We start from the raw sequence: 14,703 nt of genomic DNA, 5'->3' as shown, positions 1-14,703 counted from the left end.
GATCGACGATCCCTCGAAGCTCGACGATCCGGTAGATGAGAAAACCTTCGAACGTGACGTCGAGCCGCTTTTCGCCTATCTCGACCAGCTGCATGAAGCGGCGTGGCGCTCTGGTCGTGCCTTTCCGCAAAACTATCCGGACATGAAGCAGAAGCTGGCTGACGGCGAACTGGATATCATCTTCGCCTTCAACCCGGCAGAAGCCTCGGCCGGCATCGAGGCGGGCGAATTGCCCGATACCGTGCGTTCCTTCACTTTTTCCGGCGGCACGCTGGGGAACACGCATTTCGTCACCATCCCCTACAATGCCAATGCCCGGGAAGCTGCCCTGCTGACCGCCAATTTCCTGCTGTCTCCGGAAGCGCAATTGCGCAAGCAGGACCCGGCCTATTGGGGCGATCCCACCGTTCTTGCCATGGACAAACTGCCGGAGGAAAATCGCACTGCCTTCCAATCGCTCGATCTTGGCGTGGCGACCCTTCCGCCAGATCAGCTGGGACCGGTCATCGCCGAGCCCCATGCGAGCTGGATGGACAGGATCGAGACCGAGTGGCGCAGACGCTACGCAAGCGGCAACTGATCCGTGTCGGGCATTCAGGGCGCACAAGCTGAAACGGGACGATGGGTGGCGCGCCTCGCCGGAAGCGCTGTCGCGGGCACCCTCGCCCTTCTTGTGCTGCCCATAACCTTCGGATTGCTCGGGACATTGCTCCCCGCCTTCGGTTACCTGCCTGCACTCGGCGGCCACAGTTTCGGGCTCGATGCCTTCGCCAGCCTGTTTGCAGCGCCGGGGCTGATCGATGCGACGATACTGAGTTTCATGACCGGATTGGTTACCACGGCGCTTTCCCTCGCGGCTACCCTGCTTTTTATCGCAGGGTTTGCCGGAACGCCGACGCTGTCGCGTCTTCAGCATCTGCTTTCGCCGCTTCTTGCCGTGCCGCACGCGGCGGCAGCCTTCGGGCTCGCCTTCCTGATCGCCCCGTCAGGCTATCTGGTCCGGCTCGCGGCACCCGTTCTCGGCATCGCACGGCCGCCGGATATCCTGATCCCGCACGATCCCATGGGACTGGCGATGATCGCCGGATTGGTGCTCAAGGAAACACCCTTCCTGTTTCTCGTCACACTCGCCGCCTTGCCGCAGATCGATCTCGTCCCTGCCCGCAGACTGGCGGCCTCCTTCGGTTACGGGCGGATCGCCGGCTTCATCTACCTTCTGTGGCCCGCGCTCTACCGGCAGATCCGTTTTGCCGTCTATGCCGTCATCGCCTATTCCACATCGGTGGTGGACGTCGCGCTGATCCTCGGGCCCAACCTGCCCGGCACGCTCGCCACGCGTCTCGTGCAATGGATGAGCGACCCGGATCTCACCTTTCGTTTCATGGCGTCCGCCGGCGCCGTCGTTCAACTGGCGGTGACGCTTGCAGCGCTTGTCGTCTGGTACGCGCTGGAACGGTGTTGCGCCGCATTGCTTCGGCTCTCGCGGGATCGCGGTTGCCGCTTTGCGCGGGATGCGGCGCTGCGGCAATTCTCGGCGGTGGTCATCGGGATTCTCGGCTCTACCGTTTTTGCCGGTCTCATACTGCTCGCGGTCTGGTCGGTGGCCGGGCTGTGGCAGTTCCCAGACCTTTTGCCGCGTGACTTTACCATCCGCAGCTGGATAAGGGCATTGCCGCGCATGATCGATCCGCTGATCACCACGCTTGTAACCGGCTTTTTCTCGACACTGATCGCCATCCTGCTGACGGTCGGCTGCCTCGAAAGGGAGAACCAGGCTGGACGAACCGGCGGCGAACGGAGCCTTTTCATTCTGTACCTGCCGCTGATCGTGCCGCAGATTACCTTCGTGTTCGGCCTGCAACTCCTCTTCATCGGCAGCGGCAGCCAGCATCGCTACGCCGCGCTGGTCCTGGTTCATCTCGTCTTCGTGCTGCCTTATGTGTTTCTCTCGCTCGCAGACCCCTGGCGGGCGCTCGACCGGCGCTATGAAATCATCGCCGCAGCGCTCGGGCGTTCTCGCCTCATCGTTCTGTTCACCATACGGTTGCCCATGCTGATCAGGCCGATCCTGACGGCATCGGCCGTCGGCTTTGCCGTTTCGGTCGGACAATACCTGCCAACGCTGCTCATCGGCGAGGGACGACTGCAGACCATCACCACGGAGGCCGTCGCGCTCGCTTCCGGCAACAATCGCCGCGTTATCGGCGTCTATGCCCTGCTGCAGACACTTCTGCCGCTGATCGCTTTTTCACTGGCCGCGTTTCTGCCCGCTCTCCTCCACCGGAACCGTCGGGACATGAGGGTTTGACCATGCGGCACGGCGATAACCGAAGCGGCCTTTCACTTTCCAACATCGTGATCCGCCTCGGCAGCGACACGCTGATCGATCTGTCAGCGCATGTTTCATCCGGCGAAGTGTTGACCGTGATGGGGCCTTCCGGCTCCGGCAAATCGACGTTGCTCTCTTTCATCGGCGGCTTTCTCGATCCGGTGTTCGAAACCGCGGGCGAAGTCACGATCGATGGCTTGGATCTGCTCGCCCTGCCGCCGGAAGCGCGACGGGCCGGCATCCTGTTCCAGGATCCACTCCTCTTTCCGCACATGTCGGTCGGCGCCAATATCGCATTCGCGATTCCCGCCGACGTGAAAGACCGCCGCGCCCGGCGGCACGTCGCAGCCTGTATTCTGGCCGAAATGGATCTTGCCGGTTTCGAAAAGCGAGACCCGGCAACGCTATCCGGCGGGCAGAAGGCCCGGGTCGCGCTTGCGCGCGTGCTCGTCTCGCGCCCGAGGCTGCTGCTGCTGGACGAGCCCTTTTCCAAGCTCGACACGGAATTGCGCGCCCAGATGCGCAGCCTCGTCTTTGCCAAGGTGCGCGATGCCGACCTTCCTGTCATTCTCGTGACCCATGACGAGGCTGATGCGAAAGCTGCGGGCGGCGTCGTCCATCGCATCGGCCCGGGAGGCCAGCCCCATGCCTGAGACCCGAGAAACGGAAAAGCCGGTTGTCCTGCTCGGTGGAGGCCATGCGCATGTCGAGGTTGTCCGCGCGCTTGGCGAACATGGTCATGGCCGGAAGATCGTGCTCGTGTCGCCCTCGCGCCATGCGCCCTATTCCGGCATGTTGCCCGGCTATATCGCGGGCCGGTACAGCTTCGAGGATTTTCATATCGATCTGGCCGCTCTGTGTGATCGCAATGACGTGACATTTCTGGAAACATCCGCGACCGGCATCGACCCCGGGCGCCGGAGCGTATCGCTCGCAAACGGACAGGTTGTCGGCTACGATCTGCTTTCGGTCGATATCGGTTCCGCGCCTTCGCTTCCGGCAGGTATTTCAGGCGGCATCCCGGTGAAGCCGATCGCGAGTTTTGCCGAGCGCCTGGCCCAGCTGGACGCCCTGGCCGAAGAACACGAGGGACCGTTCCGCCTCGCGATCGTCGGCCAGGGCGTCGCGGGGGTCGAGATGGCCTTCGCTCTTCGTGAGAGGTTCGCGCGCGGCCGGGTGCAGGTCACGCTTGCAGGCCGCGCGCTTCGCCCTGTTCCCGAGCGCAGCAAAAGAACACGAAAACTCGTGGAAACGGCACTGCAACAGGCTGGCATCGAACATCATTCCGGTTTCGATGTCGTCGCATTCGAAAACAGGGAACTCATCGCCGGCGATGGCAGGCGACTTCCGGTCGACGAAGCCGTCTGGACCACGTCGAGCGGCGCTCCGGCTTGGCTTCGCAAGACGGGTCTCGAACTGGATGCGGCCGGGTTCATCCGTGTGGATGCCGCGCTGCGTTCCGTCTCCCACGGCAATGTCTTCGCAGCCGGCGATGTCGCATCGCTGCCCGACCCGCGGCCCAAGGCCGGCGTCTTCGCCGTTCGTCAGGGCCCGATCCTCGCGGACAACATCCGTCGCAGCCTGGAAGGTGAAGACTTGCTGCCCTTTCACCCCCAACGCGCGTGGCTGGCACTGATCTCGCTTTCCAACGGACGCGCCATTGCCGACAAGTGGGGGCTCTCGGTTTCGGGGCGTGGGGTTCAGGCCTGGAAGCACTGGAACGATACGCGATTTCTGAGAAAATATGCCTGTGATCCATAAGCTCTCGATTGCAAACGAACCAGCAAGCCCGATGGCTGGAACGTTGATACCGTGTCGCCTTGATCGGCGCCGGCGGCCTTGCTGAGAGCGGGTCGATGATTCCGAATTCCATTGCCGAGAAGATCAGCTTCGGCACATTCGACGATTGTCCGATCTTGCCGACCATCTGACAGAACGCTGCCCCGACGGGAATCGCGCTGCCTCGTGTATGGGATAGGCGACATTTCCGCGATCAGCTTCGAGAATTCGACAGTGCGGCGGATGCCGTCGGATTTAACGACTCTGCCGCGCCGAACTCGATGAGGGTGCGGCCAGGAGAAAAACCAGATTGACAAAAGAGCGCAGTCGCGCTTTTCTTGTAAAGCGGTTTAGTAAATCGCTTTACAATCTCAATGAGAAGGTCACGAAGGTCTTCCGAGGGTGAACAAAATGGCAAAGGCACCGGGCCTTAAAGATGTGGCGATGGCTGCGGGCGTTTCCGTGGCGACGATTTCGCGTCTCCTGAACGGCTCGCTGGTGCTGCCGGATGAGACCCGTAGCCGCATCGAGACCGCCATCCGCGACCTTGGCTATGTGCCAAATCCCCATGCAAGGCGCTTGAGTCGCGGGCGGTCCGACATGATCGGTCTGGTCATCCCGGACATCTCCAACCCGTTCTTTGCCATGCTCGTGGCCGCGATCGAGGAGGAAGCGGACAAGCTTGGCCTCGCCGTGTCTCTCAATGCAACGCTCAACCGGCCGGGTCGCGAGATGAAATATCTCGGCCTCATCGAACACCACCATGTCGATGGACTGATCTTCGTGACCAACCATCCGGATGACGGCGAGCTTGCTGATCTGATCAACCGCACGGGCAAGGTCGTCATCGTCGATGAGGACGTGCCGGGTGCCATCGTTCCCAAGCTATTCTGCGACAATCACCAGGGCGGCTATCTCGCGGGAAAACATCTGGCCGAATTCGGTCACAAAAAGGTCGTCTTCGTTGGCGGCCCGAAGGAGATGATCTCTACCGCTCGCCGGCATGCGGGACTGGAGCAAGGACTCCGCGAGCGTTTCGGCGAGGAGGCGGAGATCCGCCGCTACTGCGGTGAATACACGGTTGCGGCCGGTCGCCATGCGGCGCGGCGCTTTCTCGACGAGAAGCTTCCGGCCTCCGCCATCTTTGCCAGTTCCGACGAGATCGCCATCGGCATGATCGAGGTGCTTTATTCCGAGGGCGTAAGCATTCCCGACCGCGTGTCTGTCGTCGGCTTCGATGACGTTGGTCCGCTTCACCTGTTTGCACCGCCTTTGACGGCGGTGCGCCAGCCGGTGCGCGCCATTGGCGCGCGTGCGCTCTCCCTTCTTCTTCAGACCGATTGGCAGCAGTCCGAAACCCTTGAGCGGGAAGAACTGCTGCCCGTTGAAATCGTCGTGCGGAGTTCCGTCGCGCCGCCGGCGATCGAAAAAACGCGACGCAGATAAACCAACCAGAGGATGAACACATGACTTCGAGATTTTCGCGGAGAACACTCCTTTCGACGGCTCTTGCCGCCGGTGTCATCGCCAGCGTGCTGTCAACTGCCGCCGAAGCAGCCGACAAGACGTTTGCACTTGTCCAGATCAACCAGCAGGCCCTGTTCTTCAACGACATCAATCGCGGAGCCGAGGAAAAGGCGAAGGAACTTGGCGTCGACCTGCAGATCTACAACGCCAACAACGACCCGGCGATGCAGAACAATGCCGTTGAGACCTATATCCAGGAAGGCGTTGACGGGCTGGCGGTCGTCGCGATCGACGTCAACGGCATCATGCCTGCCGTCGAACAGGCCGATGAGGCCGGCATTCCGGTCGTGGCCATCGACGCGATCCTTCCCGATGGGCCGCAGAAGGCCCAGATCGGCGTCGACAATGCAAAGGCCGGCGCGGACATCGGCGCCTATTTCCTCGAATACGTCCAGGCGGACATGGGCGGCAAGGCGAAGGTCGGCATCGTCGGCGCCTTGAACTCCTACATTCAGAACGTTCGTCAGGAAGGGTTCCAGGACGCAATTGAGGGCGTCGACGGCATTGAAATCGTCGGCGTCGTTGATGGTCAGAATGTTCAGGACACCGCACTGTCGGCCGCCGAGAACCTGATCACCGCAAATCCCGATCTGACGGCGATCTACGCGACCGGTGAGCCGGCCCTGATGGGCGCGATTGCCGCCGTCGAAAGCCAGGGCAAGCAGAACGACATCAAGATCTTCGGCTGGGACCTGACGGCTCAGGCCATCAACGCCATTGATGACGGTTTCCTGATCGCTGTCATCCAGCAGGATCCGTCGCTGATGGGAGCTGCCGCCGTGGAGGCGCTCAACGATATCGCCAACGGCGATGATGTCGAGGCCTCGATCTCGGTGCCTGTCACGATCGTCGACGAAACCAATGTAGAACCTTACCGCGCTATCTTTAAATGATGTCTGATCTCCGGCACGCTGGCGCTGCAGGCGGCGGAGGGGATACCCCCCTCCGCTCGCCGGACGGCCCATCAAAAGAACCCACCATTTCCCTGCGCGGCATCACCAAGACTTTCGGCTCCCACCAGGCGCTGCGCGGTGTTGATCTCGATCTTTACCCCGGCGAATGCCTTGGCCTCGTCGGCGACAACGCCGCGGGGAAATCGACCCTCACCAAGATCATTTCGGGCACTTATATTCCGGACGGCGGCACCATCAGGGTTGCCGGTGAAACGGTTGCTCTGACCGGTCCCGCCGATGCCCGAAACCGCAACATCGAGATGGTGTTCCAGGATTTAAGCCTTTGCGACCATATCGATGTCGTCGGCAACCTGTTCCTCGGACGCGAAATCTCCAACGGGCTGTTTCTTGACCGAAAGACAATGACGGCCGAGGCGGAGCGCATGCTCGAGGCGCTGGAAATCCGTATCCCCCGCCTTTCCGCGAAGGTGGAGAAGCTCTCCGGCGGTCAACGTCAGGCGATCGCGATCGCGCGCGCGGCCTCGTTCCAGCCGAAAGTCCTGATCATGGACGAGCCGACGTCGGCGCTGGCCGTGGCCGAGGTGGAAGCCGTGCTTCACCTCATCAACCGCGTCAAGGCCAAGGGCGTCTCCGTTGTTCTGATCACCCACCGCTTGCAGGACCTCTTCCGCGTCTGCGATCGCATTGCCGTCATGTATGAAGGCACCAAGGTTGCCGAACGCATGATCGGCGACACAAGCCTTGAAGACCTCGTCCAACTTATCGTCGGGGGACAAAAACATTGAGCGCCTATACCGAACGCGCCAAGGGCTCGCCGCTTCTCGATTTTCTCGGCGAGAACGCCCAGGTGCTCTCCATCGCCTTTTTCTTTGCCGTCTGCGTCGTGTTCTTCTCCTTGAGCACCGACACGTTCCTGACGGCAGGGAACCTGCTGAACGTCGTCCGGCAGGCCGCTCCGATCCTGATTGTCGCCATCGCCATGACATTCGTGATCATTACCGGCGGCATCGACCTTTCGGTCGGCTCGGTGATCGCCGTCATCAACGCCGTGGTCGCGATGATCATCGCGGCGGGCATGCCGTGGCCGCTCGCCATCGTGGCAATGCTGGCGCTCGGGGCGCTGATCGGCCTGTTCCAGGGCTGGTTCGTTTCCTATCAGGGCATTCCCGCCTTCATCGTCACATTGGCCGGGCTTTCGATCTTCCGCGGCCTCGCGCTTTATCTCACCAAAGGGTACTCGATCCCGATCCGCGATGTGGGCGGCTTCCTGTTTCTCGGCCGTGGCGAGCTATTCGGCATTCCCTTTCCGGCGATCATCGCGGTTATCGTGGCCATCATCGGCTACATCGTCATCTCGAAGACCCGTTATGGCCGTCAGGTCGTCGCCATCGGTTCCAATCTGGAAGCGGCCCGTCGCGTCGGCATGCCTGCGAAATTCGTGCTGATGTCGGTCTACGTTCTTTCCGGTCTTGCCTGTGGCCTTGCCGGCCTGCTGATGGCGGCTCGCCTCGGCTCCGGTTCATCCAATGCGGCCGTCGGGTTCGAACTCCAGGCGATCGCCGCCGTCGTTCTCGGCGGGACGTCGCTCATGGGCGGGCGCGGCACGATCCTCGGCACGGTGCTCGGCACGATGACCATCGCCGTCATCGGCAACGGCCTGATCCTGATGCATATCTCGCCCTTCTTCACCCAGATTGTGACCGGCGCGATCATTCTGCTGGCGATTTGGCTCAATACCCGGATATTCGGCGCGAACTTCCGCTTCGGCCGGAGCAAGGGAGGTAAGTAATGTCTGCAACCGAGCTTTCCGAGGCCCATACGGGCTCCGGCAAGGTCATGACCGTCAACGGCCCCGTGAACGCTTCGGCGCTGGGCGTGACGCTGATGCACGAGCATGTGCTGAACGACTGCACATGCTGGTGGAACCCGCCGAAAACACCGGAACGCCAGCACCTGGCGGACAGCTTCATCTGCATGGAGATCCTGAGCGAACTGCGTCAGGATCCCTTCGTCAACAGGCACAACATCACGCTTGATGACGAGAAGCTTGCGATCACGGAGCTGAAATCGTTCTTCGATGCAGGCGGGCGCACGCTCGTAGAGCCGACCTGTCAGGGCATCGGGCGCAATCCGGAAGCCATGCAGCGGATTGCGGATGCGACCGGGCTCAATATCGTGATCGGCGCCGGCTACTATCTGCAGGACTCCCACCCCGAAAAGCTCGCGGGCATGTCAGCCGAGGCGATCGCGGACGAGATCGTCGGTGAGGCGGTCGAGGGCGTCGACGGCACAGGTGTCCGGATCGGCCTGATCGGTGAGATCGGCGTTTCAGGCGACTTTACCGAAGCCGAGCGCAAGTCGCTTCGCGGCGCTGCCCAGGCGCAGGCGCGCACCGGCCTGCCGCTGATGGTGCACTTGCCGGGGTGGTTCCGCCTCGGCCACGAGGTGCTGGATATAGCGGCGGCCGAAGGCGCGGATTTGAGACATACCGTGCTCTGCCACATGAACCCGTCGCATGACGATTTCCCCTATCAGAGCGAGCTTGCCGCGCGCGGCGCTTTTCTGGAGTACGACATGATCGGCATGGACTTCTTCTATGCCGACCAGCAGGTGCAATGCCCGAGCGATGAAGAATGTGCCCGCGCCATCGTCAGGCTTGTCGATGCCGGCCATGAAGGCCGCATCCTCCTCTCCCACGACGTGTTCCTGAAAATGATGCTGACGCATTACGGCGGGAATGGTTATGCCTTCATCCTCAAACACTTCCTGCCCCGATTGGCACGCCACGGCCTTGACCACGACGTCCTGACACGACTGATGAAGGACAATCCGCGCGCCGTGTTCGATGCCGACTTTGCATCACAACGAAACAAGACGGAATTGAAATGACAAAGAAAGTACTTCTGGTCGGCGAAAGCTGGGTCACCTCCGAAACGCACTACAAGGGGTTCGACCAGTTCGGCAGCGTCCATTACCATCTCGGCGCAACGCCGCTCGTTGATGCGCTGAAGGGCAGCGCGTTCGAACTGACCTATATGCCCGCGCACGAGGCCGCGGACCATTTTCCCTTCGAAATGGAAGGGCTCGATGCCTACGACATCATCATCCTGTCGGACATCGGTGCAAATACGCTGCTTCTGCCGCCGGCCGTCTGGCAGCAGTCAAAGACCGTTCCCAATCGGCTGAAGCTGATCAAGGCCTGGGTCGAAAAGGGCGGCGGACTGCTGATGTGCGGCGGCTATTTCTCCTTCCAGGGCATCGATGGCAAGGCCCGTTGGCGGCGGACCGCCGTCGAGGACGTGTTGCCGGTCACCTGCCTGCCTTGGGACGACCGCGTCGAAATCCCGGAAGGCACGACGCCCGATATTCTGATGGCGGATCATCCTATGCTTGCCGGCATTTCCGGTGAATGGCCGGTCATGCTGGGTGTGAACGAGGTCGAGCTGCGTGAGCGGGACGATATCGAAATCGTCGCCCGCCTGCCGGAAGACCAGGGCGGACATCCGCTGCTGGTAACGGGCAAGGCCGGCAAGGGACGAAGTGCGGTCTGGACCTCGGATATCGGTCCGCACTGGCTGTCGCCGGCCTTCTGCGAATGGGAAGGCTACGGCATTCTTTGGAAGAACATCCTCGGCTGGCTGGCCGAAAAGGGATGACGCGACCGGGACGGATTTGCCTTCCCAACCGCCGGCTCCTCCCCTCAGCCGGCGAAGATTTCGGCAAGTTCGTCCCGACTGGGAAAGGCGCGGCGGGTTCCACGCCGGGCCACGGTCAGCGCAGAAGCGGCGGCGGCATGGGAGATGGCGCGTTCATCGAGCGCGCCGCCCCTGAGCGCCGCGGAGGCCAACGCCGCCCCCATGAAGGTGTCACCCGCGCCGGTGGTGTCAATGGCTTTCGTCTTGACGGCGGGGACATCAATGACGGCGCCCCCGGCCGTGCTCAGTATAGCGCCGTCGGTGCCGGATGTCAGAACAGCCTGGCGGATACCCTTGGCGTGGAGCGCTTCGGCGGCGTCTCGTCCTGTCCTTCCGGTCAGGTTCAAGCTTTCGCTCTCGTTGAGAAAGGCAATGTCGATGAAGGGCCATAGGCATTCGAAATACGGCCTGAGCGGAGACGGATTGAAGGCCACCACCATGCCGCGTTCGCGGCCGGTCCTGAGCAGCGCCTCGGTCGTCTTCGCGCCGAGATTGCCCTGCATCACGAGAAAGTCGCCTGGCGCCGCTTCGCCCAGGACGTCGAGGGCCGCCTCAAGCGGCAGGGCTTCGGCAGCCTCTGTGGTGGTCACGATGGAATTCTCCCCATCCGGCGTGGTCAGCACCATCGAGAAGTCGGTCGAAACGCCGCCGAGGCAGACAAGCCGGGCGTCCACAGGCTCTTCGGCGAGTTGCTCGCGAATGGTTGCGGAGCGGAAATCCCCACCTGTGGCCGAAACCAGCGTTGTTGCAAGGCCGCCGCGCGCCATTACGACGGCCTGGTTCGTGCCCTTGCCGCCGAGATCGCGGCTGGCGATCCGCCCCAGAATGGAGACGCCGGGCTCGGGCAGTCCATCGACTGAAATGGTTTCATCAATGGCGGCATTGCCGATCACAAACGCACGCATTTCTTAGCTTCCTGGAGACAATTATGCAGAAAATATCAAGTGGGACTTCAAGCGCCATACGGGAAATATTCAAGGCTGACAAGGCTCTGCTTGGCATGGTCCATTGCCCGCCCTTTCCCGGCTCGCCGCGCTACAGGGGCCAATCGATCGATGGCATCTATGATGCCTGCATGCGCGATGCGGACGCTCTGATCGGCGGCGGGCTCGATGGTCTCGTCATCGAAAACCACGGTGACATCCCGTTTTCCAAACCCGAGGATATCGGCCACGAGACGGCGGCCTTCATGTCGGTCGTGACCGACCGGATCAAGCAGGCGACCGGCGTTCCGTTGGGCATCAATGTGCTTGCCAATGCGCCTATCCCGGCCCTGGCAATCGCGCTTGCGGGCAACGCCAGCTTCATCCGCGTCAACCAGTGGGCCAATGCCTACGTCGCCAATGAAGGCTTCATGGAAGGACGCGCGGGCGAGGCGCTGCGTTACCGTTCGCTGCTGCGCGCCGAGCACATCAAGGTGTTCGCCGACAGCCACGTCAAGCACGGCGCCCATGCCATTACCGCCGACAGAACCATCCCCGAACAGACCCGCGATCTTGCCTTCTTCGACGCCGACGTCGTGATCGCGACCGGACAGCGCACCGGCAATGCGGCGACCATCGAGGAGATCGACGAGGTACGCTCGGCAACCGATCTGCCGCTGATGGTCGGTTCGGGCGTCAGCAAGGACAATGTCGTTGAGATCCTCGCCCGCACCAATGGCGTTATCGTGGCTTCCTCTCTGAAGGAAAGCGGCGTCTGGTGGAATCCGGTTGACCCGGAACGGGTGAAGGCATTCATGGATGCTGCGCGTCCAGCGCTGGGCCGTGATTGAGGAAGACGGGACATGGAAAAGCTCTCCGATTTCATGCTGCGGGAGAACAGGACCGTCTTCGACGAGATGGTCGCCCACCGCTTTGTCGAGGACATCAAGGCCGATGCCCTTCCGAACGCCGTGTTCGAGCGCTATCTCGTTTTCGAAGGCGCTTTCGTCGAGACCGCGATCTCGATTTTCGCCTATGCCACGGCCAAGGCAGAGACCATGACTGACCGGCGGTGGCTGATCGGTGTGCTGGACGCACTTGCCAACCACCAGATCGCCTATTTCGAGCGGACTTTCGCGGCGCGCGGGATCACACCGGCGGGATTTGATCTGGACCATCCGGCGGTGGCGCGGTTCCGCGATGGAATGCTCGCGATCGCCCGTGATGGCGGCTTCATCGACACCATTGCCGCCATGTTCGCGGCCGAATGGATGTACTGGACGTGGTCGAAACAGGCTGAGCGGCAAAAGATGTCCGATCCGCTTCTGGCAGAATGGGTCAGTCTCCACAACGATGAAACCTTTGCGGCACAAGCCACATGGCTGCGGGACCGGCTGGATGCGGCCGGAGAAACGCTGGGTGAACGCGAGCGCGTTCATCTGAGCGGCGTCTTCGGCAAGGCGATGCGGCTGGAAATCGATTTCCACAGTGCTGCCTATGCGGAGGGTTCCGCCCGATGAGCCGAAAACCCGAAATCAACAGCGACCGCTTTCTGACCCGCATCGACGACTTCGCGGCAATCGGTGCGACGCCGGGCGGAGGCGTCAATCGTCAAGCGCTGACGACGGGCGACCGCGAAGCCCGTGCTTTGCTCACGGCATTGGCCAGGGCGCGTGGCTTCTCTGTCTTTCAGGACGACATCGCCAATCTTTTCATCCGCATGGAGGGAAAGGACAGCGCTCTTCCGCCGCTCCTGATCGGGTCGCATCTCGACAGTCAGCCGGCTGGCGGCCGTTTCGACGGCGCGCTCGGAACGTTGACGGCCTTTGAAGTGCTGGAAAGTCTCGCCGATGCGGCGTTCGAACCGGCCCGGGCGGTCGAGGTGGTGGCTTGGACGAACGAAGAAGGCTGCCGTTTTTCGCCCGGTTGCATGGGATCGCGCGCTTTCGTCGAGGGAAAAATCCCGGCCGCATGGCAGGAACTGCAGGCTGTCGATGATGCTAGCCGCTTCGATGACGAGCGCCTTGCCACTATTGAGGCGCTTGCGCCCGACGTCGGCCACCGCGCGCTTGGATTTCCGGTCGGCGCCTATCTTGAGCTTCATATCGAGCAGGGCCCATCGCTCGAAAACGAGAAGATTCCCATCGGCATTGTCACCGGCGTGCAGGGTACGCGCTGGCTGGAGGCAACGTTTGAAGGCCAGACGGCGCATGCCGGCACCACCGCACTGGAATACCGTCGCGATCCTCTGAAGGCATTGACGGCGGGGCTTGCAGCGCTTTACGCAACCGTGATGCCGGAAAACGCCGGGACCCGCTTCACGGTCGGCCGGATTACGGTGACGCCCGGCAGCATCAATGCCATTCCCGCGACGGCGTCCTGCACGATCGACCTTCGTCATCCCGAAGCCACGGTTCTCGACCGGCTGGAAGCAGATGTCCGGGAACGACTGGCGGAGGCAGCGGAAACGGAGAGTGTCTCCGCCTCCATCCGCAAAACCGCGGATATGGCGCCGGTGACATTTGCGGAAGACGTGGTTGCAGCATTGCAGGTCGCGGCGCAAAAGGCCGGTTTTAAGACCCTTTCGATGGTCTCGGGGGCCTTTCACGACGCGCTGTTCATGGCGGGCCATGCCCCCTCGGCGATGATTTTCGTCCCCTGCCGTGATGGCCTGAGCCATAACGAAGCCGAATTCGTCAAGACCGAAGACAGTATCGCGGGCGCCCGCATGTTCCTGGCGTCGGTACTCGAACTGCTCCGCTAGATCCGTTTCACGGAAACGCGGACCGGCGCCAAACGCGGCTGCGCCTGCCCTCATCGGCATCTGAAGCAGGAACGTCCGAGAAATGGCGGAGCGCGATCTCCCATTCCTTCCGGTTTTCCGTCACGACGAAGGACGAACGAACCGTATTCCCGACGACGGTTCCATATTGGGAATTGCAGCGGCGCACTGGGGGCATCGCGAAGATCCAATGCAATCGGTATTCAGGTAAAACCGGGGGCGTCCGCGCCGACGCGTCGGCATAATCTGCCGGGAATATATGCCCGTTCCTTCAGACTATGCAGACAGCCAGGCTTCGAGTTTGGCCTTGTCCGGCAGTCCTCCCGTGTGCACGAGCTTGCCGTCAATCGATATGCCCGGTGTCGACATCACGCCCGCCAGCGCTATTGCCCTCGGATCACTCACCTTTTCGATTTCAGCGGCAATGCCGAGCTTCTCGGCGGCGTCTTTCACCATGGCCTCCGTCGTTTCGCAACGTTTGCAGCCGGGGCCATAAATCCTGATTGATTTCATAATCGTTCCTTTCAGAGGATGAGGTTGAACAAGAAGCCCGTGGCCAGGATGCCGGCGGAAACGACCGCAATGAAAACCGCGATCAGCCGGTAGGTCAGCACCTGCTTGAGGATGATCATCTCGGGCAGGGAAAGCGCAATGACCGACATCATGAAGGCAAGCGTCGTGCCAAGGGCGGCGCCCTTGCCCAGAAGGGCTTCGACGATCGGGATGACTCCCGCGGCATTGGTGTACATCGGCA

At 61.8% G+C, this 14,703-nt stretch carries 16 protein-coding genes; 13 read left to right on the top strand and 3 right to left on the bottom strand.

Translation table 11 applies throughout. The features are described 5' to 3' along the window. From AC5DC2_RS09065 to AC5DC2_RS09020, 10 genes are all read left to right on the top strand, one after another. Nucleotides 1-580 (top strand): ABC transporter substrate-binding protein (locus AC5DC2_RS09065; RefSeq protein ID WP_491698262.1); only part of this gene is annotated, 580 nt, incomplete at its 5' end. Nucleotides 581-625: 45 nt separating this feature from the next. Then, nucleotides 626-2,308: an ABC transporter permease gene (locus tag AC5DC2_RS09060; RefSeq protein WP_491698263.1), complete on the top strand. Its 1,683-nt coding sequence runs from the start codon at nt 626-628 to the stop codon at nt 2,306-2,308. A gap of 2 nt (nt 2,309-2,310) precedes the next feature. Continuing rightward, nucleotides 2,311-2,982, top strand: a complete 672-nt coding sequence (locus tag AC5DC2_RS09055; protein ID WP_491698261.1) for an ATP-binding cassette domain-containing protein — start codon at nt 2,311-2,313, stop codon at nt 2,980-2,982. Further along, nucleotides 2,975-4,090 carry an FAD-dependent oxidoreductase gene (locus AC5DC2_RS09050; protein ID WP_491698260.1) on the top strand — a complete coding sequence of 372 codons (1,116 nt, stop codon included), beginning with the start codon at nt 2,975-2,977 and terminating at the stop codon, nt 4,088-4,090. Before AC5DC2_RS09055 ends, AC5DC2_RS09050 begins: the two co-directional genes overlap by 8 nt. Nucleotides 4,091-4,519: 429 nt before the next feature. Then, the gene (locus tag AC5DC2_RS09045) at nt 4,520-5,554 is read left to right on the top strand and encodes a LacI family DNA-binding transcriptional regulator (RefSeq protein WP_024706338.1); all 1,035 of its coding nucleotides are present in this window, start codon (nt 4,520-4,522) and stop codon (nt 5,552-5,554) included. A gap of 20 nt (nt 5,555-5,574) precedes the next feature. After that, nucleotides 5,575-6,528 (top strand): ABC transporter substrate-binding protein, encoded by a 954-nt coding sequence (locus tag AC5DC2_RS09040; protein ID WP_024706337.1) that lies wholly within the window; start codon nt 5,575-5,577, stop codon nt 6,526-6,528. Then, nucleotides 6,525-7,334 (top strand): ATP-binding cassette domain-containing protein, encoded by an 810-nt coding sequence (locus AC5DC2_RS09035; RefSeq protein WP_024706336.1) that lies wholly within the window; start codon nt 6,525-6,527, stop codon nt 7,332-7,334. The genes AC5DC2_RS09040 and AC5DC2_RS09035 overlap by 4 nt, the downstream gene beginning before the upstream one ends. After that, complete coding sequence (locus tag AC5DC2_RS09030) at nt 7,331-8,338, top strand: ABC transporter permease (RefSeq protein WP_024706335.1); 1,008 nt, start codon at nt 7,331-7,333, stop codon at nt 8,336-8,338. The genes AC5DC2_RS09035 and AC5DC2_RS09030 overlap by 4 nt, the downstream gene beginning before the upstream one ends. After that, complete coding sequence (locus AC5DC2_RS09025) at nt 8,338-9,438, top strand: phosphotriesterase family protein (RefSeq protein ID WP_491698259.1); 1,101 nt, start codon at nt 8,338-8,340, stop codon at nt 9,436-9,438. Before AC5DC2_RS09030 ends, AC5DC2_RS09025 begins: the two co-directional genes overlap by 1 nt. Then, nucleotides 9,435-10,205, top strand: coding sequence for a glutamine amidotransferase (locus AC5DC2_RS09020; protein WP_024706333.1), 771 nt, complete (start codon nt 9,435-9,437; stop codon nt 10,203-10,205). Before AC5DC2_RS09025 ends, AC5DC2_RS09020 begins: the two co-directional genes overlap by 4 nt. A gap of 44 nt (nt 10,206-10,249) precedes the next feature. Here the strand turns inward: AC5DC2_RS09020 and AC5DC2_RS09015 are convergent, their stop codons facing one another. Next, nucleotides 10,250-11,149 (bottom strand): PfkB family carbohydrate kinase, encoded by a 900-nt coding sequence (locus AC5DC2_RS09015; RefSeq protein WP_491698258.1) that lies wholly within the window; start codon nt 11,147-11,149, stop codon nt 10,250-10,252. 23 nt (nt 11,150-11,172) lie between these two features. Between AC5DC2_RS09015 and AC5DC2_RS09010 the strand changes: the two genes are divergently transcribed. The 3 genes from AC5DC2_RS09010 to AC5DC2_RS09000 are packed head-to-tail and all read left to right on the top strand — an operon-like array spanning nt 11,173 to nt 13,931. Beyond that, nucleotides 11,173-12,018, top strand: a complete 846-nt coding sequence (locus AC5DC2_RS09010) for a BtpA/SgcQ family protein (RefSeq protein WP_024706331.1) — start codon at nt 11,173-11,175, stop codon at nt 12,016-12,018. Between the two features lie 12 nt (nt 12,019-12,030). Continuing rightward, the gene (locus AC5DC2_RS09005) at nt 12,031-12,687 is read left to right on the top strand and encodes a TenA family protein (RefSeq protein WP_491698257.1); all 657 of its coding nucleotides are present in this window, start codon (nt 12,031-12,033) and stop codon (nt 12,685-12,687) included. Beyond that, a complete protein-coding gene (locus AC5DC2_RS09000) occupies nt 12,684-13,931 on the top strand; it encodes a Zn-dependent hydrolase (protein ID WP_491698256.1) in 1,248 nt (415 codons plus the stop codon). Before AC5DC2_RS09005 ends, AC5DC2_RS09000 begins: the two co-directional genes overlap by 4 nt. Before the next feature lie 294 nt (nt 13,932-14,225). On the opposite strand, the gene AC5DC2_RS08995 is transcribed toward AC5DC2_RS09000, so the two are convergent. Then, entirely contained in the window at nt 14,226-14,462 is a 237-nt protein-coding gene (locus AC5DC2_RS08995) for a thioredoxin family protein (RefSeq protein WP_024706327.1), read from the bottom strand. 11 nt (nt 14,463-14,473) lie between these two features. Continuing rightward, nucleotides 14,474-14,703 (bottom strand): permease (locus AC5DC2_RS08990; RefSeq protein ID WP_491698255.1); only part of this gene is annotated, 230 nt, incomplete at its 5' end.

The organism is Martelella sp., assembly GCF_984369615.1.
Note: the sequence above shows the minus strand (reverse complement) of the source record. Positions and strands in the feature narration are given on the sequence as shown.

What these genes read in the sequence shown, in the direction of transcription:
- AC5DC2_RS08995 (WP_024706327.1), bottom strand. Translation starts at nt 14,462, where the DNA reads ATGAAATCAATCAGGATTTATGGCCCCGGCTGCAAACGTTGCGAAACG.
- AC5DC2_RS09040 (WP_024706337.1), top strand. Translation starts at nt 5,575, where the DNA reads ATGACTTCGAGATTTTCGCGGAGAACACTCCTTTCGACGGCTCTTGCC.
- AC5DC2_RS09050 (WP_491698260.1), top strand. Translation starts at nt 2,975, where the DNA reads ATGCCTGAGACCCGAGAAACGGAAAAGCCGGTTGTCCTGCTCGGTGGA.
- AC5DC2_RS09020 (WP_024706333.1), top strand. Translation starts at nt 9,435, where the DNA reads ATGACAAAGAAAGTACTTCTGGTCGGCGAAAGCTGGGTCACCTCCGAA.
- AC5DC2_RS09035 (WP_024706336.1), top strand. Translation starts at nt 6,525, where the DNA reads ATGATGTCTGATCTCCGGCACGCTGGCGCTGCAGGCGGCGGAGGGGAT.
- AC5DC2_RS09005 (WP_491698257.1), top strand. Translation starts at nt 12,031, where the DNA reads ATGGAAAAGCTCTCCGATTTCATGCTGCGGGAGAACAGGACCGTCTTC.
- AC5DC2_RS09010 (WP_024706331.1), top strand. Translation starts at nt 11,173, where the DNA reads ATGCAGAAAATATCAAGTGGGACTTCAAGCGCCATACGGGAAATATTC.
- AC5DC2_RS09025 (WP_491698259.1), top strand. Translation starts at nt 8,338, where the DNA reads ATGTCTGCAACCGAGCTTTCCGAGGCCCATACGGGCTCCGGCAAGGTC.
- AC5DC2_RS09055 (WP_491698261.1), top strand. Translation starts at nt 2,311, where the DNA reads ATGCGGCACGGCGATAACCGAAGCGGCCTTTCACTTTCCAACATCGTG.
- AC5DC2_RS09000 (WP_491698256.1), top strand. Translation starts at nt 12,684, where the DNA reads ATGAGCCGAAAACCCGAAATCAACAGCGACCGCTTTCTGACCCGCATC.
- AC5DC2_RS09045 (WP_024706338.1), top strand. Translation starts at nt 4,520, where the DNA reads ATGGCAAAGGCACCGGGCCTTAAAGATGTGGCGATGGCTGCGGGCGTT.
- AC5DC2_RS09015 (WP_491698258.1), bottom strand. Translation starts at nt 11,149, where the DNA reads ATGCGTGCGTTTGTGATCGGCAATGCCGCCATTGATGAAACCATTTCA.